Origin of the sequence: Acinetobacter sp. SA01, assembly GCF_011319235.1 — a bacterium.
In the GTDB taxonomy this organism is placed as follows: domain Bacteria; phylum Pseudomonadota; class Gammaproteobacteria; order Pseudomonadales; family Moraxellaceae; genus Acinetobacter.
The window spans coordinates 1-23,135 of the sequence record NZ_WXXM01000001.1; the positions used below are offsets into that span (position 1 = coordinate 1).

23 protein-coding genes, 4 tRNA genes and 1 pseudogene are annotated in these 23,135 nt (G+C 40.7%); 9 read left to right on the forward strand and 19 right to left on the reverse strand.

Translation table 11 applies throughout. The features are described 5' to 3' along the window. Positions 1-118: 118 nt before the first annotated feature. The 4 genes from GTU69_RS00005 to GTU69_RS00020 form a co-directional block, all read right to left on the reverse strand. Positions 119-538 carry a heme-binding protein gene (locus GTU69_RS00005; RefSeq protein WP_166166564.1) on the reverse strand — a complete coding sequence of 140 codons (420 nt, stop codon included), beginning with the start codon at positions 536-538 and terminating at the stop codon, positions 119-121. Positions 539-660: 122 nt separating this feature from the next. After that, on the reverse strand, positions 661-1,962 hold the full coding sequence (hemL, locus tag GTU69_RS00010) for a glutamate-1-semialdehyde 2,1-aminomutase (RefSeq protein ID WP_166166567.1): 1,302 nt from the start codon (positions 1,960-1,962) through the stop codon (positions 661-663). A 43-nt stretch (positions 1,963-2,005) separates the two neighbouring features. Then, positions 2,006-2,626 (reverse strand): thiamine phosphate synthase, encoded by a 621-nt coding sequence (gene thiE / locus GTU69_RS00015; RefSeq protein ID WP_166166570.1) that lies wholly within the window; start codon positions 2,624-2,626, stop codon positions 2,006-2,008. A gap of 661 nt (positions 2,627-3,287) precedes the next feature. Continuing rightward, positions 3,288-3,671, reverse strand: a complete 384-nt coding sequence (locus GTU69_RS00020) for a DUF962 domain-containing protein (RefSeq protein WP_166166573.1) — start codon at positions 3,669-3,671, stop codon at positions 3,288-3,290. Positions 3,672-3,944: 273 nt separating this feature from the next. On the opposite strand from GTU69_RS00020, the gene GTU69_RS00025 reads away from it, so the two are divergent. After that, positions 3,945-5,405 carry a CYTH domain-containing protein gene (locus GTU69_RS00025; RefSeq protein WP_166166576.1) on the forward strand — a complete coding sequence of 487 codons (1,461 nt, stop codon included), beginning with the start codon at positions 3,945-3,947 and terminating at the stop codon, positions 5,403-5,405. A 183-nt stretch (positions 5,406-5,588) separates the two neighbouring features. Continuing rightward, complete coding sequence (locus tag GTU69_RS00030; protein WP_166166579.1) at positions 5,589-7,049, forward strand: CYTH and CHAD domain-containing protein; 1,461 nt, start codon at positions 5,589-5,591, stop codon at positions 7,047-7,049. Positions 7,050-7,070: 21 nt separating this feature from the next. On the opposite strand, the gene GTU69_RS00035 is transcribed toward GTU69_RS00030, so the two are convergent. After that, positions 7,071-7,703, reverse strand: coding sequence for a hypothetical protein (locus GTU69_RS00035; RefSeq protein ID WP_086195538.1), 633 nt, complete (start codon positions 7,701-7,703; stop codon positions 7,071-7,073). 108 nt (positions 7,704-7,811) lie between these two features. Between GTU69_RS00035 and GTU69_RS00040 the strand changes: the two genes are divergently transcribed. Next, positions 7,812-8,213, forward strand: coding sequence for a DUF3144 domain-containing protein (locus GTU69_RS00040; protein WP_086195539.1), 402 nt, complete (start codon positions 7,812-7,814; stop codon positions 8,211-8,213). 130 nt (positions 8,214-8,343) lie between these two features. Next, a pseudogene (locus GTU69_RS00045) lies at positions 8,344-8,797 on the forward strand (amidohydrolase family protein); the annotation flags it as partial. Between the two features lie 136 nt (positions 8,798-8,933). Here GTU69_RS00045 and GTU69_RS00050 read toward each other — a convergent pair. The 3 genes from GTU69_RS00050 to GTU69_RS00060 all read right to left on the reverse strand — a co-directional run bounded on the left by GTU69_RS00050 (position 8,934) and on the right by GTU69_RS00060 (position 12,913). After that, entirely contained in the window at positions 8,934-11,702 is a 2,769-nt protein-coding gene (locus tag GTU69_RS00050; protein WP_166166582.1) for a pitrilysin family protein, read from the reverse strand. A 134-nt stretch (positions 11,703-11,836) separates the two neighbouring features. Then, positions 11,837-12,661, reverse strand: coding sequence for a PhzF family phenazine biosynthesis protein (locus tag GTU69_RS00055; protein ID WP_166166585.1), 825 nt, complete (start codon positions 12,659-12,661; stop codon positions 11,837-11,839). A gap of 57 nt (positions 12,662-12,718) precedes the next feature. Continuing rightward, on the reverse strand, positions 12,719-12,913 hold the full coding sequence (locus GTU69_RS00060) for a hypothetical protein (RefSeq protein WP_166166588.1): 195 nt from the start codon (positions 12,911-12,913) through the stop codon (positions 12,719-12,721). Here GTU69_RS00060 and gloB point away from each other — a divergent pair. Next, positions 12,908-13,639 carry a hydroxyacylglutathione hydrolase gene (gene gloB, locus GTU69_RS00065; protein ID WP_166166591.1) on the forward strand — a complete coding sequence of 244 codons (732 nt, stop codon included), beginning with the start codon at positions 12,908-12,910 and terminating at the stop codon, positions 13,637-13,639. The two genes, GTU69_RS00060 and gloB, sit on opposite strands and share 6 nt — an antisense overlap. A 29-nt stretch (positions 13,640-13,668) precedes the next feature. Here gloB and GTU69_RS00070 read toward each other — a convergent pair whose 3' ends face one another. Then, positions 13,669-13,941 carry a hypothetical protein gene (locus tag GTU69_RS00070; RefSeq protein WP_166167792.1) on the reverse strand — a complete coding sequence of 91 codons (273 nt, stop codon included), beginning with the start codon at positions 13,939-13,941 and terminating at the stop codon, positions 13,669-13,671. 492 nt (positions 13,942-14,433) lie between these two features. On the opposite strand from GTU69_RS00070, the gene GTU69_RS00075 reads away from it, so the two are divergent. Beyond that, a complete protein-coding gene (locus GTU69_RS00075; protein ID WP_086176023.1) occupies positions 14,434-14,637 on the forward strand; it encodes a hypothetical protein in 204 nt (67 codons plus the stop codon). A gap of 140 nt (positions 14,638-14,777) precedes the next feature. Here GTU69_RS00075 and GTU69_RS00080 read toward each other — a convergent pair. The 6 genes from GTU69_RS00080 to GTU69_RS00105 all read right to left on the reverse strand — a co-directional run bounded on the left by GTU69_RS00080 (position 14,778) and on the right by GTU69_RS00105 (position 17,686). After that, positions 14,778-14,863, reverse strand: a tRNA-Leu gene (locus GTU69_RS00080). A 72-nt stretch (positions 14,864-14,935) separates the two neighbouring features. Then, positions 14,936-15,020 (reverse strand) — tRNA-Leu (locus GTU69_RS00085). Positions 15,021-15,057: 37 nt separating this feature from the next. Beyond that, positions 15,058-15,131: transfer RNA gene (locus GTU69_RS00090), tRNA-Trp, on the reverse strand. A 34-nt stretch (positions 15,132-15,165) separates the two neighbouring features. Next, a tRNA-Leu gene (locus GTU69_RS00095) sits at positions 15,166-15,250 on the reverse strand. Positions 15,251-15,357: 107 nt separating this feature from the next. Next, positions 15,358-16,215: a protein kinase gene (locus tag GTU69_RS00100; RefSeq protein WP_166166593.1), complete on the reverse strand. Its 858-nt coding sequence runs from the start codon at positions 16,213-16,215 to the stop codon at positions 15,358-15,360. Continuing rightward, entirely contained in the window at positions 16,175-17,686 is a 1,512-nt protein-coding gene (locus tag GTU69_RS00105) for a DUF3336 domain-containing protein (protein WP_166166596.1), read from the reverse strand. The genes GTU69_RS00100 and GTU69_RS00105 overlap by 41 nt, the downstream gene beginning before the upstream one ends. A 188-nt stretch (positions 17,687-17,874) precedes the next feature. On the opposite strand from GTU69_RS00105, the gene GTU69_RS00110 reads away from it, so the two are divergent. Continuing rightward, on the forward strand, positions 17,875-18,747 hold the full coding sequence (locus GTU69_RS00110) for an ATP-binding protein (RefSeq protein ID WP_166166599.1): 873 nt from the start codon (positions 17,875-17,877) through the stop codon (positions 18,745-18,747). A gap of 93 nt (positions 18,748-18,840) precedes the next feature. On the opposite strand, the gene tsaD is transcribed toward GTU69_RS00110, so the two are convergent. After that, the gene (gene tsaD, locus GTU69_RS00115) at positions 18,841-19,857 is read right to left on the reverse strand and encodes a tRNA (adenosine(37)-N6)-threonylcarbamoyltransferase complex transferase subunit TsaD (protein ID WP_086195547.1); all 1,017 of its coding nucleotides are present in this window, start codon (positions 19,855-19,857) and stop codon (positions 18,841-18,843) included. 145 nt (positions 19,858-20,002) lie between these two features. Between tsaD and rpsU the strand changes: the two genes are divergently transcribed. Both rpsU and GTU69_RS00125 read left to right on the forward strand, forming a co-directional pair. Further along, positions 20,003-20,218, forward strand: coding sequence for a 30S ribosomal protein S21 (rpsU, locus tag GTU69_RS00120; RefSeq protein ID WP_001136722.1), 216 nt, complete (start codon positions 20,003-20,005; stop codon positions 20,216-20,218). Between the two features lie 34 nt (positions 20,219-20,252). Then, positions 20,253-20,699: a GatB/YqeY domain-containing protein gene (locus GTU69_RS00125; RefSeq protein ID WP_086195548.1), complete on the forward strand. Its 447-nt coding sequence runs from the start codon at positions 20,253-20,255 to the stop codon at positions 20,697-20,699. Between the two features lie 90 nt (positions 20,700-20,789). Here GTU69_RS00125 and GTU69_RS00130 read toward each other — a convergent pair whose 3' ends face one another. The 3 genes from GTU69_RS00130 to GTU69_RS00140 form a co-directional block, all read right to left on the reverse strand. Beyond that, positions 20,790-21,152 (reverse strand): hypothetical protein, encoded by a 363-nt coding sequence (locus tag GTU69_RS00130; protein WP_166166602.1) that lies wholly within the window; start codon positions 21,150-21,152, stop codon positions 20,790-20,792. Between the two features lie 77 nt (positions 21,153-21,229). Further along, complete coding sequence (locus tag GTU69_RS00135) at positions 21,230-21,598, reverse strand: GFA family protein (protein ID WP_166166605.1); 369 nt, start codon at positions 21,596-21,598, stop codon at positions 21,230-21,232. Positions 21,599-21,645: 47 nt separating this feature from the next. Beyond that, entirely contained in the window at positions 21,646-23,052 is a 1,407-nt protein-coding gene (locus GTU69_RS00140) for a M48 family metalloprotease (protein ID WP_240921574.1), read from the reverse strand. Between the last annotated feature and the right edge of the window lie 83 nt (positions 23,053-23,135).

The following is a 23,135-nucleotide window of genomic DNA, read 5'->3' on the forward strand; positions in this document are numbered from 1 at the left end:
TATGCCTCTTTATGTGCTTATCAGTTATGCCATCAAAACAAGCCAACCATTCAAGTAATGGAATGATTGGCTTAAGCAGGATTCGGGTTAATTAAGAAAACTTCTGATTTCAAAATAATTAAACTGCCTGCTGTGCTAAAAATTTCTCAATCGCCTGCTGTGCAATCTCCGCATCTTCAAACGACTTCACGCCTGATACGCCCATCGCACCGACCAACTGCCCTTCATACATAATCGGCTCGCCACCTTCCAGCATTCCTGAAAATGATTCCATGGTCAGAAAACCCATTTGTCCATTTTTTATAATATCCTCAAACAATTTGGATGGACGACGGCTCATTGCCGAGCATTTGGCTTTTTCAATTGCTAAATTAGCAGTCATCGGCGCGGCCCCATCCATACGCTTCATCGCTAACAAATTTCCGGTTTCATCTACAACGGCGATACTGACATTAAAACCATGTTCAAGTGCATATTCATAAGCTGAATTTAGTAAAAATTCCGCATTGCTTAAAGTCAAATAATGTTTGGTTTGCATGTGTTATCCCTAATTTTAGAATTTAATCTCCCCTAACCCATCTTTAAAAAGAGGGGAATTTCAATATAGTAAATTTAGAATTCCCTCCTTTATCAAAGGAGGGTTAGGGAGGATTCGAAAAGTTAAGCTTTCATTTCAGCAAAGGTTTCTTTAGCAGCTTGAATAGTAAATTCAATATCTTCATCACTGTGTGCTGCTGAAATAAAGCCCGCTTCAAATGCAGAAGGTGCAAAATTCACCCCACGCTGCAACATGCCATGGAAAAATTTACGGAAGGCATCCACATCACATTTCAACATGGAATCAAAACTGGTGATGTCTTCTTGATCGGTAAAGTACAAACCGAACATCCCGCCCACTTGTTGAGTCTTGAATGGTATACCTGCTTCATCCGCAGCGGTTTGTAAACCGGCAAGCAATTTTTCGAGTTGCGCGGTTAGTTTTTCATAAAAACCTTCGGCACGTAAATGTTTGAACATTTCAATACCGGCACGCATCGCCAAAGGATTACCTGACAATGTCCCTGCTTGATAGACTTTACCCAGTGGCGCGATGCACTCCATCACTTCACGTTTACCACCAAACGCACCGACTGGCAGGCCTGCACCAATAATTTTACCCAAAGTGGTCAAATCCGGGGTTACGCCATAATGTGCCTGTGCACCGCCTAGACCGACACGAAAACCGGTCATCACTTCGTCAATAATAAAGACCGAACCATGCTCATCACATACATCACGAATCGCTTGCAGGAAACCATCAATCGGTTTCACCAGGTTCATGTTGCCTGCGACTGGCTCAACAATTACGCCAGCAATTTCATGACCGAATTTAGCAAAACATTCTTTTAAAGTCGCGATGTCATTGTATGGAAGCGTCAGCGTATGTTTGGCAAAATCAGCCGGTACACCCGCAGAAGTCGCTTCACCTTCACCGCTAGTCAACATGCCTGAACCCGCTTTAACTAAAAGCGAGTCTGAGTGACCGTGGTAACAGCCTTCAAATTTTACAATCTTGTCGCGGCCTGTGTAGCCTCGTGCCAAACGGATTGCTGTCATGGTTGCTTCCGTACCTGAGTTGGTCATACGAACCAGTTCAATCGATGGCATGATCTCGCAAATAATATCTGCAAGCGTGGTTTCATGAACGGTTGGTGCACCAAAGCTTAAGCCATCAACAGCAGCCTCTTGTACGGCTTTAATGATGTCAGGATGGGCATGGCCTAAAATCATCGGTCCCCATGAACCGACATAGTCCACATAGCGTTTACCATCGACATCGTATAAATAGGCACCCTTGGCTTTTTCAATAAATACAGGCGTACCACCCACCCCATTAAACGCACGTACAGGTGAATTCACCCCACCCGGAATATGTTTGCTGGCTTGTTTAAACAATTGTTCTTGCTTTGGAGATAGGCTCATGAATTTACTCAACTCAAAATTAAATCAATCTAAATCTATATTATTAAAGGTTGTCTTGAAAAAGTGCAGACCATTCATCAAGACGCTCAGGAATGGCATGCATAGGACGACCTAATATATCACTAATCACTGCACAATAATCTGCACCAGATTCCACCACGATCTTTGAATTTTCAACGGTTAACCCGCCAATGGCACAGATCGGCACATTCAATTGTGTTTTAGCCTGTTTCAAGGTTTCCAGACCAATGTTTCCAGCTTCAGGCTTACTCTCAGTCGCATAAATTGCACCAAATGCCACATAATTTGCACCATCGGCAATCGCCTGTTCTGCCAATTCCAGAGAATTGTTACAGCTACGACCAATCAGGACACCTTCTGGCAAACGTGCAACCGCTTCCTGAATCGAGCCATCATCCTGGCCCAGATGCACACCTACACCGTATTTAACTGCAATTTCAAGATCGTCATTAATCACGAAAGGTACGTGATATTCAGCACACATGGCTTTCATGTACTCAATTTCATAAAATTGATCTTCTTTGGCGACTTTTTTACGACGGTATTGCAATACTGAAATACCACCATTGGCCATTGCACCTTCAAGCTTAGCCAATAAAAGTTCTAAAGGATCATCATTGGTGATCAGATATAAACCGCGCATAACAAACTGCCAAAATTAAAACTGCCCTATTATAGGCATATCAAGGACAAGATTCAGCGGAACTGTCTTAATTCCTTAAAATTACAGCAGATGAATATCAAAAATTAGAAAACTTAAACAGTGGCAACTTTGAGTTAAATAGTGTGAAAATACCTATTTTCAGGGATAGATCATCTGAAGATTAAACGATTAAATAAACCACAAAATAACAATAAATAATAATTATAAAAAGAAACTTGAAGCAATGAAAAGACTTCCTGATCCTTGATTATAAAATGCGCTTGGGGGAAGCGAATGAAGGATTAGGAAGTCTTTCTATTTTTATTCCGCTAAAATTGGGTAATATCTTCAACTCTGACAAAGCATTTTTTGTAAATTTTTAATTCCCTATTTTTTAATCTTGATTCAAAAACTTTAGCTTTTATCTAACCTTCGTTAAATAAAACCTTCCTTAAATAAAAAAAGCCTAGAGAAGGTCGCTCTAGGCTTGGAAAACTTTAAAATTAGGACGCTCGAAGTAAGAAATAAATTTATTCAATGCCTGTTCTATTAATAGAATATTCACTCTACCATTGCAAGTCTACATTCCGTAAATTTACAAATATTTTATTTTTAGGTAAATTTTTTAAACACTATTCACATAATATAAGTGATTTTTTAACTAACTGGGAATTTTATCCAGGGAACGATCTTTCAAACTTAAATTCCCACGCAACACATCAGAAAACATGCGCCAATCTGAAATAAAACTATAGAGCGGCTGTTTAAAACTGGCCGGTTTGTTTTTTTCAAAGCAGAAATGACCTGCCCATGCACTGGCATAGCCGAACAATAATCCATAAACAAGATACTTTGGCTTTCTTTTTACAATGGCACGACTTAATAGGCATGCCCCGACACTACTGCCGAATATATGCAAACGGCGACTCATGATATTACGATGCTCAGTTAGATAAAACCGATAGAATTCATGATAGTTTTGAATCGGCAGCTGAAATTCCGGTTCTGGATGATGTTCAAATTTGAGCTGGATTGTTGTATTCATGGTCATAGTCCTGCCTATTTCGATTCAAGTTAGCTCATATTTCAGCCAAATTAAAGTGTCCGCTTTTATCATTTTTTTGATCATTTGCAAAGCAACCAGTCAAGAATCCGTTCGTCAAGTCTTACATCAAAAATCATTTTCGCTACAATCATCAGCTTAGAATGAACAATGCTATTTCCGGCGCTATAAAAGAACAGATTTCATAATGCATGTGTAAGCTATAGATAATGTTTGCATTGCTGACATCACATCAAAAAATTAGGATGAAAAATCATGGTTGAAGTTGAATTAAAATTTCAAATTCCTGAAGCAAGACGTAATGCTTTACTGAAAGCATTGGATCCTAAAAAATCTGAAATTATTCAACTGAAAGCCAAATATTACGACACCTCAGAACGCTTACTCTCACAACATGGTGTTGCCTTAAGACAACGTCTCGAAGGCACGCGCTGGATTCAAACCTTAAAAGCTGCAGGGAAAAGCCACTTACATCGTTTTGAGCATAATCATGACCTGGGTGAACTGGAACATGCCCCGCAGCTGGATTTATCTATTTATGAGCAGGATGCTGAAGCACAACACATCCTGAAAAATGCTTTGGGTGAGGCACAGGATCAACTTAAATTACAGTTTGAAACTGATATACAGCGTACCTTTCGCGTCATTCATTTTGAAGAAACCGAGATAGAAGTCAGTCTAGATGTTGGTGAAGTGCGTACCGAAACAGCCCAGAGTGAAGTACATGAAGTCGAGTTTGAATTGAAGTCGGGCTCAGTCCAATCTCTTCTCACCTTTAGCTTTGAATGGGTGAAAAAATATCACCTTTGGCTGGATGTGCGCAGTAAAGCCGAAATCGGCAATCTTTTGGCCATCCAGCAACCCGTCAGTCCGGCAAAATTAGCCAAGGAATTTCATTTAAGTAAAAAAGACCCCGCCAATAAAAACTTGCGCATGCTGATTGCCCAGCAGTTACAGCATTTACTGCCAAATATCGCAGCTATTGCTGCAGGTGTTGCCGAGCAAACACATATTCAGCAAGCTCAAATTGCACTGGATAATTTACATTTGACCCTGTCGTTATTTAAAGACTGGAATGAGGAAGTTTCCGACAAATGGGCGGTGCAGCTGGGTGCATTTAAGCATCAGTTTGATCATTTACAGCATTTACAGCACATGCAGTCGACTTTAGGCGCATTTTTACAGAACCCCAATACTGCATCGAATTTAGCCAAAGATATTTTGTATGCCAAAGAAAAGTTGGCCAATCTAGTACGTTCCACACAAAACGTACATCATTATCTGGAATTATTGATGTTTGGCCTGGACCATGAGGATAAGCTCCAAGCGCATGACTTAAAATGGTTTGCGCAAAATACCCTTCAAAATCAATATAAACAGCTCCAAGAGCATCTTGCAAATACCGATATTTCCAATTTTGAGAGTCTGGATGAGTTAGCGACTAAAATTCATGAACTGAAATTTAGCTTCCCGATTCTAACTTCGATTTATGATGTCAAAAATTTGCAAAAATACAGCAAAGCCTTGAATGATGCTCAACTTGCCGCCAGTGAATATCAGATTCTGGCCTCTTCTGCCGAGTATATTCAGCAAACTGAACTTGAAGCCAGTGACTGGTTTGTGTTGGGCTGGCTGACAGCAAAACAGGAAGTGTATGCACAAAAACTGCTTGAAGCGACAGAACAATTCCTGGTGAGTCGTAAATTTATTAAGTAACAAATAAAGCGACAAAATTAAACCTGTCAAATCAAAGCGTATGGCATGATCTTTTAATGTACACCAATGAGTGGGGCGACATACGCTTGATCTACTTTCTGGCAAAACCCTACTCTTTTTTTGATACTGGCTTACAATAAAAGTCATGGCCCTATCGGATGATGAAGCGTCAGGAGTTTTAACATGCTTGAAGTAGAATTAAAATTTCAGATCCCCGCATCAGATCAAGAAAAGCTCTATCAGCTCTTCTTGAACAAGAATGCTCGCTTGATTTCTTTATACGCAAAATACTATGACACGCCCGAACGGCATTTGGCTGAAAAAAATATTTCATTACGTCAACGTCTTGAAGATGATCATTGGATACAAACTTTAAAAGCGCCCAGCGATCATTCCTTACAACGTTTTGAACTGGAAAGTGATTTAGGCAAGCTAAAAGACCCGGATTTAGATCTTAAGATTTATCAATCCGATTCGAAAGCAAAACAATTGCTGCAAAATGCTTTGGGCAAACAGGCTAAAAACCTGATTGTGCAATATGAAACAGTCGTTCAACGTCTGGTGCATGTGATTCATTTTAACCGTTCAAAAATTGAAGTCAGTCTGGATCGCGGCAAAATTCGACATAACGATCAGAGCGTATCAATTTATGAAATTGAATTTGAGCTTAAACAAGGTTCCATACAAGACCTGATCAAATTTATTCACCCCTGGGTGCAGCGATATCATTTATGGCTAGATGTGCGCAGTAAAGCTCAACGCGGCGATTTGCTGGCACAGAATTTAAAAAATCCTGCCGCTCAATTTGCCAGCCCACTGCAACTGAATCCACAGGACTCAACAGATCAAGCTTTAAAGCAGATCATCAATAATACCTTGCAGCACCTATTGCCGAATGCATCGACCATCGCTTCCGGACAGTATGATAGCGAACATGTGCACCAGACTCGGGTTGCCATTCGCCGTTTAAGAAGTGCCTTACGTGTTTTTGACGACTGGTCAAAAGATGTCAATCCAGACTGGCAAGAGCAGCTGACTCATCTGTTCCGCCAACTGGGTTCAACCCGTGATCGCGATGCCTTGAGTGAAGGACTTTTACCTCAGCTCGAACAGGCAGGTGCCCCTTTTGTTGAGGTTCCAGATACGCCTGAACAATCTGGCATTCCCATTGATGAATCATTACGTTCTTCAGACTTTGTAGAATTGATTCTTCATCTGCTACGCTTTGTCGATCAGCCAAGTAAAGAACAGAAAAAATCCGGATTAAAAAAAGATATCGCCAAAAAACTGCAAAAAATGCATCAACAAATCTGCAAAGATGCCGATCAATTTTTACAGCTGGATATTCCATCCCGGCATCGTACCCGCAAACGGGTCAAACGCTTGCGTTATTGTGTAGAATTCGTGGCTTCGCTTTATCCTGTTCAAGATGTAAAGCACTATCTCAAAGATTTAAAACCCGCCCAAGAAAGTTTAGGACAATATAACGATTTGATGGTGGCCGAAACGCTGTTTCAGGATATGGTCAAACGTAAACAAAAAGCATGGTTTGCCTTGGGCTGGATTGCCAGTGAGAAAAAATACGTTCTGCAACAGGCTCAGCAGCATTTAGACGATTATTCTAAAACCGATACTTTCTGGTAAGTAGAAAATGTAAAACCAATATTAGCGATATTTGCCAAAAATTTTCCAAGTTCCATTATCTGCCAATGGATCGCTATAACTATCGTTGCGCTGTTTGCGTGGCTTGTCACGGGCATCTACCAGCTCAAAATGTGGCTCTGTACTCAGTACAATACCATTTACATAAAACCGCGTACGAGTATATTCACTTTGTCCATGCTGGAACACATAAGTGCGCAAATCGATGAATTCACGATGAGCCACCAAAGCTGCGGTATCATCACTTTCCAACCAAGCACTCATGGCCTGAATCTGCTCAGGTTCAAATTTTCCGCACTTATCTAATAAGCTGGCAATACCGCGAAAGGTTTTCGACTCTTTGGCGCGGGTTTTATTAATTCGGATGCGGTCAACATGAAAATAGAACAGCGGCAGATTCAAATGGCTGGGTAAATGCACCGCATCGAGTGTTTCATCTTGCATAAAAGGCTGGAATAGATCTTGTGCTCGTTCAATTAACCCAATCCATTGCCGGTAATATTCATCGACTTCTTTTTTAGAACCATAATAAATAGGTAAGCCTTCAACATTGGCCAAATTTGCAGGCGGCCAAATATTTTGACGCAATAAGGCGATGTCACTTTTTAAACTTTGTACGGCAATGGCATCTTGCATTGGAGTATCCATTTTATACTTAGGCTATTTTTAGATTAAGCCAAAGGTTTAGTTTCTGCAAGGCTTTGCCTATAATAAGCTATTAGATCGTTTTTGCAGGAAAAGTTCATGGTTCAAAAGATTGAAGCAACAGATGTAACCGAAGAAGAAGCGTTAAATGCTGCTTTTTTTGAACGTGCTGATGAATTTATTAAACAAGCCAACGAATTTTGCCGTGTCGAAAAAGGTTCAGCCGTGAAACCTGCTGAAATGCGCGGACAAGTCAGCGCTGCCATGTTGTTTGCTACTGCCCGTTTTAATACTTGGGTAGCTGCCAATAACTTTAAAGATGGCAATGAAATGCGTGATGCCAAAGATCAGGTGATGTCATACATCATGCAGCAGTTCCAGATGATGCTGGAAGACAACTATGACGAATATTGCGAACAGTTTGAAAACTATCTTCGCTTCCGTCGTAACGAAGAATTTCATACCAACAAGCATGATCATGACCACAATCACGATCATTAATGAAAAGCCCTACGGGGCTTTTTTTATGTGCTGAGTTTTTGGATGAAAGGTCATCCAAAGCCAAAATACCTTAGTGTATGGTGACATGACAGAGATTTACTGAACCAAAGACTGACCATACAACAGCTGGAGACAGTTTCCGGAAACCTCTATTGTACTGGACCATTTTGGCACGCCTGCCGGATTATTTGGAAAAATCGGCTCACTTACAGGACTGACGAAAACCGCCCAGGAAAATATTCTGGTGCGCTGGCAGGAAGATATTGCCGAACTAGCAAGATATCCAAATGTTTATATCAAGATGTCTGGCCTGTTTATGCGGATATTGGGTCATCAGTTTCATAAACAAGACCGCTTAGCCAGTAAACAGGAAATCTATGATCTAGTCTTTCCACTGATTAGCCATGTGCTGCGCCACTTTGGCAGTTACCGGGTCATGTTTGCGTCCAACTTTTCCATGGATCGGGTCAGTACCTCACTGCTGAACATCATTAATGCCTTTAGTGATGTGGTAGTGGGTCTATGATCCTAATGCACTGAAACAAGTTTTTCATCATAATACAAAGCAGTTTTATCGGCTTTAAATGGGCTTTTCTTTAAGAACAGTTTAGTATAATAATTAAAAATAACCTCTCCCTAACCCTCTCCTAAAAGGAGAGGGAATGTTAAAACAAATAGATTGGTGGCACTAATAAATTAAATGATAGAGCTGATTAAGAACTATGACTTATTTTGTGGCTTTCCATACTGGTCTGCCATGACTTCCACCAGCTGATCCAGTTTGATGTATTTCTTGATTACGGTATCTACATCTGCTTTGCTAAGTTTTGCAAAAGCCTGATCACGCTTTTCACGGAACAACAAGTCGCGATTATGTTCCAGTTGCGGCAAAAGCATTGCGTGAATACTGCGTTCATCTTCCAAAGCAGTCACCCGTTTTTTCAGAATATTGGCTTTGGCCGCTTCCAGCTCCTGTTCAGTTACCCCTTTAGTGAGTAAATCATTCAGTACCTTATGCACGGCTTGTGATACTTGCGCCGACTTTGCTGCAGTATAATTGGCTTCTATGGTGAGTGCCCCTGAATCAATCCATTCATCCAGATCCAGATTGCTGCCAAATCCATATACCAAGGCATTTTTCTCACGGAGTTCCTGGGCTAAACGTGACGACAGCTGCGAGTCAGCCAGAATATAACTAAACGCCATTAAGGCTGGCGCATCGGCATGATTCGAACCCACCGGCAAGGTCAAAATGGCCTGATAATTACCAAATTCACGTTGCTCTGATAAAGCATGGATTTTTTGTGCCTTATACGCCTGATAATCAGAACTTAAACGTTGATAAGGCAATTGCGCTTTCCATCCAGAAAATTCTTTTTGTAGCAGTTTTAGCATGGGCTGAGCCTGATAATCACCGGTAATGGCAATTTGTGCATGATGACTGATAAAGAAATCCTGATATAATTTTTTCACTTGCTCAACTGTTGCTGCTTTAAGCTGCTGTTTAGACAGCTCAGGTTCAAAATGATAGCGTAAATCTCCTGGCTGATAGGTTTCCAATAAGCGCGTCATGGTCAATGCGGCAACTGTTTCAGGTTCCGTATATGGACGATCCAGGCTCGACAAGCTTTGTGACTTGATCAGGTCAAATTGCGATTGTTCAAACTTGGGTGTTTTCAGAACATCAAGTATAAATTTGAAATAATCATCAAATTTATCTTTTTTCGCCACAATCTGAATGGCAATACTATTTGCAGATGCTGTAGCCGTTGCTCCACCACCCGCTTCAATCGATTTGTCTGCAATATCCTGCAAACTATACTGATCTGAACCGCGCAAGAGTAAATAGGCCATCAAATCCAGTACTTCACCTTTATTAAACAAAGATTTATTCGTACCAAAGTCAACAGAAATGGTGGCATAGGTTTTATCATCACGGGTAGAGGTCGGATACAAAGCGTATGCAATACCGTTTTTCAACGTTCCGCGCTGGATTTTCTTTTCAGTATCCACCAAATACTGCTTTGAGGTTTTGACGTATTCCGCGACTTCCTGCTTATAGGCACTGCTGTCTTTAAGCGGCTCTTCTTGCACACTGGCCTGATCTAAGGTTTTAGGTTGCTCGGCAGCCTGTTGTTGTAATGCTTTTTTCTGATCTTCCGGGGTCGGTTTAATATCTCCAGAAATGCGATGTTCTGGCACTAAAAACCGGGTCAGGGTTTGATTGACATCAGTAAGCTTCAATTGCTTCACATTATTCAAATCAGTAAAGTACTGCGACCAGTCTCCCTGATAAGCCACATAATAATCACTTAAGCGCCCCCCCAAAGCGGCAGCATTACTGAGTACACTGTCTGCCTGATTTTGAATCAGGTTTTTTACCCGGTTTAGTTCGGTCTCATTAAATGGCTGACTTTTTTCCACACCCGCAATAAGTTCGGATTGCACTTTTTTCTCATCATGATTCGGTGCATAAATGGCGCCCATAAAGACCAGATTAAAGTCCTGATCTAGCCAGGTAGTAGATTGAACGCCGGTACTTAAACCGGTTTCCACCATGCTTTGATAAAGATGCCCACTCGGTTGCATGGTATATAAATAAGGTGTCAGTGCCAAAGCAGATTTGATCTTTTCATTTTTGCCATTTAGGTAAATATTGAATTTAGCCAGATCACTACCCTTTTTTACAACAAAATTTCTATGCTGAATTTTGGCTGAGTCCAGCACAGGAACTTTGGTCTGTACTGGAACCTGACGAGTTGCTATTGGACTAAACTGTTGATCAATCTGTTTTAACACAGCGGCTTTATCAAATTTACCGGAAATGATCATTACGGCATTGTTCGGCGCATACCAGGTTCGATAAAATTTATTCAGCTCATCCATTTTGATGGACTGCAATTCTTTTAAATCGCCAATCGGCAAACGTCCCAGATACTTATTGCCATAAGCCGATTTCCACATCTGATCCATCATCACTGCAAAAGGCTGATCCATACGAACTTCACGTTCGCGTTTCACAATGGCAATTTCAGAAGGGACAAACTTTTCTTGCAGCACCAGCTTGTCCATACGTTCAGCTTCAAGATGAATCACTTGATTAATGGCATTCTGTTCAGGACGGATCACATTGGTATATTTGGTGGAATAATAATCCGTACTGGCGTTGGTCATTAAGGTGTATTGATCCAGACGGCGCTGAAATTCTTCACCTTTGATATTCTGTGTACCCTTAAATGCCAGATGTTCGAGCAAATGTGCCAAACCGCCTTTGCCCTGCGGATCATTAAGTGAACCGGTCAGATAGACCGTGTTCATAAAGACTTTATTTTCTTTATCATTTTGCGCCAGAACCACGCGAAAACCATTGTCTAATGTATATTCTTCAATCTTCTGCTCAGATTTAACCAAGATCGGTTGTGCCCAGGCAGTTGCACTAAAACCAACAAATAATAATGAGATAGTAAGTTGTTTGAACCGCATGAGCATAATTATTCCAATTTATTCAGTCATATGAATTTTTAAGCATCACATCTTAGAAAATGATCATGATGTTGAGTAGTTACTTTTTGCAAGCATTACCGTTTATTTCAATAGCTTTGTCGTTCATTTATATCCAGATGTTACAAATGTAGCTCTGCCTGCATATATAATTTTGCATAACCTGAAATTTCAATCCGTTCATTTTCAAGCAGTTCACAATATAATTTTCCCCCACGTGCAGATGCCTGATCAGCCAGAATATCTTTTTTGCCCAATTTCTCTGCCCAAAGCGGCGCAATTGCGGTATGAATTGAACCGGTAACCGGATCTTCATCAATGCCATTAGCGGGAGCAAAATAGCGCGATATACAATCATAAGGCGCAGCAGCCTGAGCAGTAATGGCTAGGTCCAGAACACGCTTGGGTTGGGTTTTCTCGGCTTGATTGAGTGTCCATTGTTTGAATAATTCCAGATTGGGCTTCTCATCCCGTACATCTTGTGGATTTGCATATTCCATAATGTAGGCTTGATGATTTAAAAAAACATTTTTAAATGGCTTGCTTAAAATTTGCTTTAAAATTTCAGGGTAATGGGTAATTTTTTTTGCACGGCGAATCGGAAAGTTCATTTTGATTTTGCCATCCATCTCTTGGCTTACCACAAAAATGCCGAGCTCTTTAACATGAAACCGAAGGGTTTTCGCAGCGGTATAATCTTTGAATAGTACAAAACTGCTGGCTAGCGTTGCATGTCCACAAAAGTTCACTTCTGTGGTTGGGGTAAACCAGCGGATTTCATAGTTTTCTGCATCAAGCATTTTCACAAATGCAGTTTCTGCCAGATTATTTTCTAAGGCAATATTTTGCATCAAGACCTCATCCAGCCAGTGTTCAGTCACAATCACTGCCGCAGGATTTCCTTTAAACAGTTCCGTTGTGAAGGCATCCACCTGATACATTTTCATATTGATCTCCCCAATTTTAGATTCAGCACTTTGTATGTTCTAAATGTAATACAGACATTATTGCTGCAAGTATTCCATAGCGTGCTTTTTAAAAACAAAAAGCTGATCGAGAAAGACTGTTTTTGTATCCGCCTGCAGATCAGCAACTTTATGTATAAATACTGGCCTATTAATTGCGATTTTCCCCTGGAAAAAACCTGGCTTTAAGGCTAGCTTATCCATATCTATATCATTGATTTCTATCTTATGCATTTTCAAGTCCATATGATTGATGTGAAAAATCAATTGCAGAACTATATCTGGTTATTAGAACATATCCCGAGTAAAGAAGTAGTTGCAGTTGACCCTACTGAAGCACATCTGGTCGAAGAATTTTGTACAGCGAAAGGTTTAAAGCTGACTCAGATCTGGCTGACACATTGGCATAAAGACCATATTGGCGGTGTGCCCGAGCTTTTACAAAATCGTCATATCCCCGTTTATGGTCCACGGGAAGAATTAAGCAAAGTTCCTTTTATCACCCATCCCCTGCAACATGAAAATCATCTTAGTTTTCATGATTTAAATATTGAGATTATTGCCGTACCTGGACATACACTGGGGCATATCGTTTATTTTATTGATGCGCTGGATGTACTTTTCTGTGGCGATACATTGTTTGCCATGGGTTGTGGCCGTGTGTTTGAAGGAACATATGAGCAAATGTACCATTCGCTGAACCGTCTAGCTGCTTTGCCTGCACGCACAAAAGTCTACTGCACCCATGAATATACACTGGCCAATGCCAAGTTTGCTTTACATGTCGAACCTGACAACCTGGCGATTCAGCAGCGCTTCGAACAGGTGGAAGCACTGCGTATGCTCGGTCAAAGTACCTTACCAAGTAGCATTGAACTGGAACTGCAAACCAATCCCTTTTTAAGGGTGGACAGCGTGGAAGAATTTCGGCACATACGACAGTTAAAAGATAACTTTTAATGGGTGTAGCATGTAGCAGCGATGACAGTTTATAAAATTTGATGGGTTTGGGTGTAAGCATCGAGCTCGGCTTGCGTCACCACTTTGGTGACATGCATCTCGTCCACACGAACTAGCAGCAACCCACCTAAAGCCGGTTGATAACGACGGGCGCTGCCAAAAGGCGTATAGGACACTTTGGATTGTTCGCCGAAAAATAGCCAGTCCTCATGGCCCAGCATAACAGCAACAGGTACCTGACCTTGTTGCTGCATCTGCTGAATTTGCTTGATTACATTCTGTTCAATAGTTTCTGTGGTCATTACAATCCAGTCTTCATCTTGATCAACATTTTGCACCTGCCAGAATTCAATAAATTCTCTTGGTACAGTGCTATATATTTTATCTTTTTTTAAAATATGAAGCACTGTCATTTTTTGGCAGCTATTGAGTTGTGAATAAAATGACATGGCTGTTCCACTTCAGTTCAGTATTCCCCCCCATTTATTCTTCCCCAAAACTGCTCAAAGATAAAAACATTCATGCTCTAGTTAAAATTGTGTTTAAATATTTCCATTTCAAAAAATCAAGAAAATAGACTAAAACAAATAAAAATCAATAATATGTAAAATAATTCTTTGAATGCAAGATTGGTTTTTATCCGCAATTTACTTATTATTTACGCATTTCTTGCATAAAAAAATACAAAATATTTATTTTATAAAAAACCTGTTCAAGCTACCCTTTAAAAAAATATCTGCATCCCTATTAATTATTTAATAGCGGTCAGTATCTAATACACAAGGAGTTCTCTCGTGAAGAAAGTTGTTAAGGCAAAAAATTTAATTGCATTTCGTATCTGGTTAGAAAAATTGGGCTATTCAGTAAAATCATTGACTGATAATCGTGGGTTTACCTTTAGCTTCAAAAAAGAATACGGTCTGGTCACATGTGATTTAGCAGGTAATGCACTTGCCATGCAACTTGGTGAAGAATTCGAAGATCATTTAAAAGCTTAAAAGACTATTGGTCATTTTGGATTAGGACAAAACAATAATAATTTTAAATCTATTTTTAAAAGCCCATTTTTTGGGCTTTTTATTTATATTCACTTTTTACAGGCAATAAAAAAGCAAGGTCTATTTACCTTGCTTTAATATGGTGGGGATAGAGAGACTCGAACTCTCACGCCCAGAGGGCGCTGCGACCTGAACACAGTGCGTCTACCAATTCCGCCATATCCCCGTCAGGACCAGCTTAAATGCTGGATTTTTTTTACAACAAAAAAGCAAGGTAGCTTACCTTGCCTTAATATGATGGTGGGGACGGAGAGACTCGAACTCTCACACCTTGCGGCGCTGGAACCTAAATCCAGTGCGTCTACCAATTTCGCCACGTCCCCATCAGGGTACCAACTGTGTGTTGGATTTTTTAAAGCTTGGCAGAGGATCAAGGATTCGAACCTTGACGAACGGTTTTGGAGACCGTCATGCTACCATTACACCAATCCTCTGTAACCTAATTATCAAACTATGCTGATATTTAAGTGGTGGGGACGGAGAGACTCGAACTCTCACACCTTGCGGCGCTGGAACCTAAATCCAGTGCGTCTACCAATTTCGCCACGTCCCCAATGGCTGTGTATATTATAGAGATCGATTCCTGATGACAAGACCTTTTTATGAAAAATCCACTTGTTTGTTTAAATAAAAAACAAAAACCGTTTTTCTGTATTTTTCTTAAGCATTTTCAGTGACTAAGCAGCATTTTATTGTAGCAATGTCGGTAAATCTCTGCTGTTTTTGCTTCGCCAACATGCCACATAAAAGCTGTTTAAACGCTAAATAAGGTTGTGGTAGTTCAATATTTAGCTGCTGGCAATGCAAATAGGCCCAATCGTGATAAGTTTTTGCACTCAGGCGCTGATTTTTCAACCATTCATACAGAATAATACCCAACGCATAAATATCCGTTTGCACGGTTTTTTCGGCACCCTGAAAAAGTTCGGGTGCCATATAGCGTGGTGTTGCCGTTAGATTTTTCGGATTGTGGACTGCATTGATTTTTTGTACCTGCTCAAAATCAATTAAACATACGCGGTTTTGATGTTTAACCAGGTGCTCACATTTTAAATCACCATGAATCCAGCCCAACTGATGCAACTGATCCACGGCATCTAAAAGCTTCAAGAAAGTCTGTTTGATCTGTTGTAGTGACATCTCATCACAATTACCAAGCAATAAGTCTGCGTCGCTTAGAATCAATGCTGCACTGCCCGACATGTGTGATTCAGCCAGGCTTTTAAAATTAGAAATCATTTGAAAAGGCAATAAAAAATCAGGCTGGCTGCTGGCAAAATTAGCTTGAGCTAAAAATTGCTGATAAAAAAGCAGTTCATTTCGAAACCCGGCTTCAACACTTGGATGGCTATTTAAGCTTTGGGTTTTTAACCAATAGCGTTGTTGCTGATATTCAAAGGTATATAAACAACGCCCAAAAGTTAAACTTTTGGGCTTGGTCTTTAACATTAAATGGATATTAGAAAAATCCACATCTTTAAACCGCAATAAATTCTGCGGTTTTTTTCTCAGGATCATGCTGATAACTTAAAAGCTCTAAACAGTGCTGAATGGTTTTACCTACACGGGCATGGGTTTCGATAGAAGATATTTTCGGCCAGGTTGCCCGCTCCCCTTCTCTTTGCAATAACTTGAACAAATATGGACGTGGATTCTGAAACATGTAACTATAATGGCGCAGACTATAATCACCTACGATATTCACATCGCCATAATAACCTTGATCAATCACCCCATATCCATGATCGAGCAAACGGCGTACAGGGGGAAACATACCAACCCGACCACGTGCAAAATCCATGATTCCTTTGGTAATGACTTTGCCCTGACGACGAACAATCCGCTCTGGCCAGCTCATCATATCTTGACGATAGCGTTCTACATCACTTTGCATGAATGGCACAATATGTGGATTCACCTGACTGGCAATGGTGTAATTTAAGTTATACAGTCGCGCCATTTTTTCTTGCGGGAAATCACTTCTTACACTGCCGTCTACCCAACGGGTATTGGACATATAAGGGGTCAATTTGCCATCGTAACGCTTACTGGTGAGCTTAACCGGTGGAAACAGGATGGGCACAGCACAGGATGCCAACACCGCACTCCAGACCAGTAAATCTGGCGAAGTATAAGTATTCATGATGCGGGCTTGTTGTGAGGTGTCATAAGGTGCTACAGCGACATTAATATGTAAACCGGAAGTTTTAAAGGCTTCTTCAAATGTCACATCACCCAAATTTTCAATCAGGAATTTTTTCAGGTATTTTACATCAGCAAAACCACCGTTTCCCTTTAAAAGATCGCCAAATTTACGAAAGTGAAAAGCTTCGGTAAAAAAGTTTTCACCATTTAAAAGACCGGTAATATCTGAAGGTTTTGAAGTACCGAGCATGGTGGTCATGATTGCCCCGGCACTCGAACCGGATAACACTTTAGGCATTAAATCCTGTTCAAGCAGTGCTTTACATACGCCAGTATGAAACAGTCCTAAAGTTGCTCCACCTGAAAACATGATCGCAGGCTGGCCATAAGCTTTTTTACACTGCTGAAAGAACTCTATTTTTTTTTCCATAGGCAAGCAAGTACAGTTGCTCGAAGCAATGTAAGCCAGGCTTTCACTGACTTCTTCCACATAATCTTCAATAATTTTTTTAGTGCCCACATAGGTGGCATTAAAAAGCATGGGATGTGCAATATTTGCGATATCGTAGCTTAAACCTTCACGCAATATGTACATGAGATCTTGGGTACGTTTTTGAAAACGGTAGCGTTTTAACCTGCTTAATCGCCCAGAAATAATTTCGGCATCAAAATAAGGTGAACAGTTATCCAATTTCCATTCTTGAGCACCGGATTCTTCATCTATTTTTAGGGCAATGCTTTTCCATTCTTCATATGTTTCAGCCGCAGCGAGCTGACTTTTTAATTTTTTTATACGGTATGCTTGATGTGGATTAATATTTGTCGTGAAATCATTAAATAACATATCTATCCCTCAAACACTTTCATTGTTATTTCCTGTCCCTGATCGGGTATCGAGCATCATCTTTGTACAATCAACAAGTGATTAATCCATCATCATACCGCCTATTCAATTGGCAAACTATGGCTATTTGATATACAGTTTCCATGTAAAATGACCTTTTTCACTTTATCCGTATAAGCTGAACCATCATGGCAACAATTGATTTACCTGACAATATCTTACAAGTTCTTTCGACTGTACTCCAACAGCTACAGCAAAACCTACCTGAACTGAAACAAGAAACCAACTTTGAAGCTTCGGCCTATAAGTGGCAAAATAAACAATTAAACGCCATTCAGCAGCCTAAAAAAATCTATTTGGACGACTTAAAAGGTATAGAAAAACAAAAAGAAAAAGTGATTCAAAATACCCGGCAATTTTTAAAAGGCTTGCCTGCCAACGATGTGCTACTGACTGGCTCACGCGGTACAGGGAAATCCTCAATTGTACGTGCATTATTAACCGAGTATGAATCTGAAGGCTTGCGTTTAATTGAAATTGAACGTGATGATTTGGCCGATTTGCCGATGATTCAGAAATTGATTGAAAATCGTCCTGAAAAATTTATTGTCTACTGTGATGACCTGGCTTTTAATGCAGAAGATGAAAACTATCGCAGTTTAAAAAGTGTATTGGATGGTTCATTACAATCCGGTTCAAGCAATTTTATTATTTATGCCACCAGCAACCGCCGTCATTTATTGCCGGAATTTATGCATGAAAACACCCCGATAACGCGTATGGATGTTCCTCAATACACGGAGCTACACCCACAAGAAGCCATTGAAGAAAAAATTTCACTGTCTGACCGTTTCGGTATGTGGCTGTCGTTCTATCCGATGGATCAGAACTTGTACCTGGAAATCGTGCAGCATTATTTAGCAAAAGCTGGTATGTCCATGACAGATGAAGTACGCGCTGAAGCCTTAAGATGGTGTCAGGCACGTGGACAGCGTTCAGGGCGTGCAGCGTATCAGTTCTCAAAACACTGGATTGGATCACAACTACTTCAGTCTCAATAATTAGCTTAAATTTGTGAAAACTGGAAAAGAATCTCTCATATTCTTTTCCAAAATTAAAAAAGAGGCTCTCGCCTCTTTTTTAATTCTTTATATTTAAGCTTCGCTTGGATTGGTCAACTCTGTCATTGGCCAGCGTGGCGTAGTCGTCACAGACAGACCATCATGCTGCCCTGCTTTTAAACGCTGATAACCGGCAAAGGCAATCATGGCACCATTATCAGTACATAACGCGGGTTCTGCATAATAGACTTGGGCTTTAATTTTAGCCAAATCCGCTTCCAGACGTTCACGTAAGCGCTTATTGGCACTTACACCACCTGCAATCACCAAACGTTTTAAACCGGTCTGTTTCAGTGTTTTTACCGATTTTTTCACCAGTGTATCTACTAGCGCTTCCTGAAAGCTCGCTGCGATATCAGCTTCACGGCCTTGTCCTTCCACTTTTTTCAATTGAATGGAAACTGCCGTCTTTAAACCACTAAATGAAAAATCCAGACCTTGATGCAGCATTGGACGCGGGAAAGCAAAGGCTTCTGGATTCCCCTGCTCAGCCAGTTTTGAAATGTTCGGACCACCTGGATAAGGCAAGCCCATCATCTTTGCCACTTTATCAAAAGCTTCACCGGCAGCATCATCAATTGATTCACCCAGCAATTCATATTGACCAATGCCATGAGCTGCCATGAGCTGAGTATGCCCACCAGAGACCAATAAAGCGACAAACGGAAATTCTGGCGGAGTTTTAGACAACAAAGGCGCCAACATATGACCTTCCATATGATGCACACCAATGGCCGGTTTATTTAACGCGAACGCCAAGGTACGACCAAACAGTGCACCGGTCATAAGCGCTCCCATCAAGCCGGGACCACGTGTATAGGCGACTGCATCAATGTCTGATTTTTTAATATTGCTTTGTTCAAGCAACTGATTCATTAAAGGAATAAGCTTACGTACATGATCACGAGAAGCCAGTTCCGGAACCACTCCGCCATATTCAGCATGCAGTTTAATCTGACTATATAACACCTGTCCTATTAAGCCGACTTCACTGTCATAGAGTGCTAACCCAGTTTCATCACAAGAAGTTTCCAAGCCCAGAACGATCATTAAACTGCCTTTTACCCGTATCTAAATATTGCTAAAGCTATTATAGACTTGTGATATGAGATGTAAATGAGTAAAATACTGCACTTCACTTGTGATCGAAGGCAATTCAGCCTAGATCTTATCCATAACTTAATGAGGATTCTTCATGCCACAAGTTAAATTGAAAGAAGGCGAACCAGTAGACGTAGCTATCCGTCGTTTCAAACGTTCATGCGAAAAAGCAGGTGTTTTAGCTGACGTTCGTAAACGTGAATTCTACGAAAAACCAACTCAAGAACGTAAACGTAAAAAAGCTGCTGCTGTTAAACGTTACCAAAAGAAATTGGCTCGCGAATCAGTTCGTACTACACGCCTTTACTAAGATTAATTTGTGATTGACTGCCTGGACTAAATAAATGACTACTTTAAAAAACCAAATCACTGAAGTTTTGAAAGCAACAATGCGTGCTAAAGAAATGAATAAGTTGACGGTTATTCGTAGTCTGCAGGCAGCAATTAAGCAAATCGAAGTCGATGAGCGCAAAGAGCTTGACGACGCTCAAGTTCTTGCGGTCATTGAAAAGCAAATTAAACAACGTAAAGAATCGGTTAAAGCCTTTGAAGGCGCTGGCCGAGATGATTTAGCTAGTAAGGAACAAGCCGAAATTGAAGTGTTATCTCAATTTCTACCAGAAGCTATGACTGAGGAAGAGCTTGATTCTATCATTGCGCAGACGATTACTGCACAAGAAGCTACTAGCATGAAAGATATGGGTAAGGTGATGAATTCTCTGCGTCCGCTCATAGCCGGGCGCGCCGATCCTGCACAAGTTTCAGCTAAAATTAAAGCTAAACTTAGCTAACCCCACTTCTAAAATCGTTCTTTATCGTTGAACTGCCTTTAAGCAAAGACAGTTCAAATGTTTCATCTAATCTCTTATAAACATTCCCGATTATTTCAGATCACACTGAATATTATATTTTTTCAAAATCAGCATTTCTTTTGATGACATCACTTTATTAATGACGTCTTGCCTGGTCATGTGTCTAAATTGACGATCCAAAGACTCCCTGTTCTGATCTGCCGCTTGATATAACTGCTCGACATAATTACCCACGATTCCACAGAATTTCGCTTGTTGCTGTGAAGTAAAGCTGGTTTGCTGTGGATCTAAGCTTGTAAAAAAATTTCTCGTTTGTTGCTTATATTCAGCAGAAATTTGGTCCACCGCTGCGACGTATTGCTCAACACTCGCAACCGCTACATTTGATCCTGCACACCCCAACAATATTAAGGAAAATAATATTTTTTTCATAAAGTAATACATTTAATCATTAAAACCATAAATTCACCCGCAGATTATCACAAAGTGAGCAAATTCAGCTGCAGATTTTATTCATCTATATACAGAAAATCAGGTTTATATTGTGCATAGGCTTGCTCGGAAGGCGCAGGTAAATGACCTTGAGTGACCGTTCCCAAACGCAAACGAATAATTTCAGGCAAATCGACCCGATAAGAATAAACTGGACTACCACATTCCTGACAAAAAACCCGTGCTTTATTCGGGCTATGGAAATATTCTTTTAAAAATTTAAGTCCAGTGGTAATTTCAAATTTTGATTGCTGTAACGGACTGTTCCAAGCAAAGATTGAGCCTTGCGCCATTTGACAATCCTTACAGTAACAGACGATGGTTTTTTCAATTTCACCCTGATAACGATATTTCACCCTTCCACATAAGCATTGACCTTCTAGCATCGGTCACTCCTTGTTTTTTATTATGACTGCAACATCATCATCTACGATTATATCCTGAGCTGCCGCTCTTTTTGCATTTCCTGAATCCGTGCTTTTAATTTTGCAGCCAACACAGCATTATCTTTAGCCAAGCGCTGTGCATGTAATAAAGACTTAATCGCATTTTCTTCCGAACCCGACCAGTATTCTACTTCTGCCCGATAACGCAATACATTTACCGTTCTAAACGGTGACAACCGGTCTATATTAGCCGCCTGCTGCATCAGGCGCCAAGCCTGAATATCACGCGGATTTTTATTGATAAAGCGTTGGATTAGACTGAAAGCTTGTGCAGGCTCTTTTTGACGGATATAAACTTCTGCCAGTTTAAAAGCCAAAGCCCTGCTTTCCGGCATAATTCGTGCGGCTGACTGAATCGCCTGATAGGCTTGCTCGGTTTTGTTTTGCCCCAAATAAATATCAGTTTGAATCAAAACCAACAAATTATTTAAGCGTTGCTGTGCCTTTGCCTGATCTAAAACTTGCTGAGCTAAAACATAATCGCCTTGTTTTAGATAAAAAGCAGCCAATGCCAGCTGGCCGGAAAAATTATTGCGATTCGCCAAAACCTGAAGTTGTTGCTCTGTGGTCTGGTTAGAAATGACCTTGCTGTACCACTTCAGCATTTCAAAATCTTCATCATGTAAATTTGATTTTACCAGAGGGAATTGATTGGCTCTTAAACGCGCTTCGCTCATCCGTTCTGTACTGAGTGGATGGGTGAGCCAGAAATCAGGCAAGAAACTGACCTTGCTGGTTGCCCGGTCCATGACTTCAAAAAAGTCCGCCATACTTTGCGGGTTATAGCCTGCGCTATACATATACTGCATGCCAATCCGGTCTGCTTCACGTTCCTGGTTACGGCTATAGTTCAGCTGTTTATCCATCAATGCCGCCTGAGAACCCAGCATTACCGCAGTTCCAGCATCACCATCAGCTTGAGAAGCAATTAGCGCGCCTACAAGTAATCCTGCCACAGTTAACAGGCCCTGCCCCTTAAACGCCTCTTGTGAGCGACTGTAATGACGCTGTGATACATGGGCCACTTCATGCGCCATCACCCCAGCCACTTCATCAATATTTCGGGCAGAAGTGATTAAGCCCGTATTGATGGCAAATAATCCCCCCGGAACAGCAAAAGCATTGATTTGAGGATCATCGATAATCACCAGCCCTATGGGCTGACCCAGCTGGGTCTGGCTTAAAATATGTGAAAATACACTCCCCAACTGATCTTCCAGCCACGGATTCTGCAAGACGGGCATTTGGTGCTGGACTTCACGAAAGACCTTTTCACCAATCATTTTTTCTTTTTGCTGGTCAATCAAACCAACACCGCTACCAATTTCAGGAACATTAAATTGTGAGGTTAAATTAACATTTGCACTGTGCGTTAATGTGATTGCTGAAATCAAAGTCAGGTTACACGCCCATAAAAACCGTTTCAATGTGATGTTCTCAAACTGCTTTTTTCAATTCACCTGACTATAACATTGAA